Genomic DNA, 2,500 nt, shown 5'->3' with positions numbered 1-2,500 from the left:
CTTTATTGCATCAGCGACTCCTACTATATTACACACTTATATACTAATAGTCAACATTTTTTATAAAATCTTTCTTACTGTTATTACAATGATCTAACCATCATTCATTATGCTCCTAGTTTCAACTTTTTAAAAATATTTTTCCTTTCTGTTGAGAATTAAGAGCTTTTTTTACATCTGAAAGTTGATACTGAGCATAAGGTCTTGTTAATATTAATTGTTTATCATGAATACATTGTATAACCTGATGAAATGTTTCATGCCATTTCCTTGTAGAAATTTGTTGATTCCAATGACGTAAATGAAATATGTTTGTATACACTTTCGTATTATGCATAATCTCTGTCCAATTCACAGGTACTCCTGACAAAAGACCTATCGTTAAAAATATTCCATTCGTACGAACACAGTAGGCTAAATTTGTACCCGATAATCCGCCAATAGAATCAATTGCTGCTTTAACTTTACAACCATTTGTCAATTCCATAACTGTTTCGTAGAGCGGAGCCGTCATTGTATTAATTACATATGAAGCACCCAGTCGAATTAATTCTTCTGTATAAGTATCATTACGTGTTACTGCAATTAAACGAAATCCTAAAACACGAGATAATTGCGCAAAGATATGACCAATAGAAGATCCACAAGCATTTACAATCAAGTCATCCCCCGGTTTTAATGCCAATACTTCTGTACAGATAGCCCACGCTGTAATCGGATTAATATAAAGTTGAGCTGCCGTATAATCATCAATATAATCTGGGATTAAAACAGCTAGTTCAGCTGAAGATGTTACAAACTCTTGCCATGTACCTTCACCTCGCAGCGGCAATACTCGCTTACCAAGAAACCATTTAGAAACAGAGGGGCCTACTTCTTCTATAATACCAACCCCTTCATATCCCGGAATAGCTGGTAAAGAAATTCGATTAGAATATGCTCCTCTAATAGGAATTAAATCAGATGGATTAATTGGTCGGGTTTTCATTCGTACTAAAATTTCGCCAACACCCGGATCTCTAACTTCCTTATTCTCTATCTGCAAAACTTTTTGGGGTTCTCCAAATTCATAAAACTTAATACTTGTCGCTTTCAAAATAAGAAGTCTCCTTTCACTCATTTATATAGATACGTTGTATCTTTATGTATCTCATTCATGTGAAGTTAATTTGCCTGTATTCTATGAATTTCAAGGGAATTATAGGTATGCTTTTTATTTCTTACACTTGAGATAGCTTCAACACTCGGTCTATCAATTGCCTTATTTAAAGAGGAAAAACAGTTTAGTAAGAAGAAAATACAGTATCTTAATAATTGTCTAGTTAATATATATACAAAAAAGACGAGTCATTCTGACTCGTCTTAGATTGCCTGGCAACGTCCTACTCTCACAGGGACAAAGTCCCAACTACCATCGGCGCTAGAGAGCTTAACTTCCGTGTTCGGTATGGGAACGGGTGTGACCTCTCTGCCATCATTACCAGACTTATGAAGGTATATTCCTTCAAAACTAGATAACATTTGCTTCATATTATATGGTTAAGTCCTCGATCTATTAGTATTCGTCAGCTCCACATGTCACCATGCTTCCACCTCGAACCTATCAACCTGATCATCTTTCAGGGATCTTACTAGCTTAACGCTATGGGAAATCTCATCTTGAGGGGGGCTTCATGCTTAGATGCTTTCAGCACTTATCCCTTCCGCACATAGCTACCCAGCTATGCCCTTGGCAGAACAACTGGTACACCAGCGGTGCGTCCATCCCGGTCCTCTCGTACTAAGGACAGCTCCTCTCAAATTTCCTACGCCCACGACGGATAGGGACCGAACTGTCTCACGACGTTCTGAACCCAGCTCGCGTACCGCTTTAATGGGCGAACAGCCCAACCCTTGGGACCGACTACAGCCCCAGGATGCGATGAGCCGACATCGAGGTGCCAAACCTCCCCGTCGATGTGGACTCTTGGGGGAGATAAGCCTGTTATCCCCGGGGTAGCTTTTATCCGTTGAGCGATGGCCCTTCCATGCGGAACCACCGGATCACTAAGCCCGACTTTCGTCCCTGCTCGACTTGTAGGTCTCGCAGTCAAGCTCCCTTATGCCTTTGCACTCTACGAATGATTTCCAACCATTCTGAGGGAACCTTTGGGCGCCTCCGTTACTTTTTAGGAGGCGACCGCCCCAGTCAAACTGCCCACCTGACACTGTCTCCCGGGTCGATAAGACCCGTAGGTTAGAATTTCAATACAGCCAGGGCGGTATCCCACCAGCGCCTCCACCGAAGCTAGCGCTCCGGCTTCAAAGGCTCCCGCCTATCCTGTACAAGCTGTACCAAAATTCAATATCAGGCTACAGTAAAGCTCCACGGGGTCTTTCCGTCCTGTCGCGGGTAACCTGCATCTTCACAGGTACTATAATTTCACCGAGTCTCTGGTTGAGACAGTGCCCAAATCGTTACACCTTTCGTGCGGGTCGGAACTTACCCGACAAGGAATTT

1 protein-coding gene and 2 rRNA genes (1 of these 3 cut by a window edge) are annotated in these 2,500 nt (G+C 42.0%); all 3 read right to left on the bottom strand.

Features of this window, described 5'->3' with window-relative positions:
* Positions 1–121: 121 nt before the first annotated feature.
* A complete protein-coding gene (locus tag NKR74_RS01520) occupies positions 122–1,096 on the bottom strand; it encodes a zinc-dependent alcohol dehydrogenase family protein (protein ID WP_253628416.1) in 975 nt (324 codons plus the stop codon).
* A gap of 273 nt (positions 1,097–1,369) precedes the next feature.
* Positions 1,370–1,485: ribosomal RNA gene (rrf, locus tag NKR74_RS01515) — 5S ribosomal RNA — on the bottom strand.
* 50 nt (positions 1,486–1,535) lie between these two features.
* Positions 1,536–2,500, bottom strand: a 23S ribosomal RNA gene (locus NKR74_RS01510); it runs 1,958 nt beyond the window's last position.

Origin of the sequence: Bacillus sp. 3103sda1 (assembly GCF_024159135.1) — a bacterium.
GTDB classification, from domain to species: Bacteria; Bacillota; Bacilli; order Bacillales; family Bacillaceae_G; genus Bacillus_A; species Bacillus_A rhizoplanae.
Note: the sequence above shows the minus strand (reverse complement) of the source record. Positions and strands in the feature narration are given on the sequence as shown.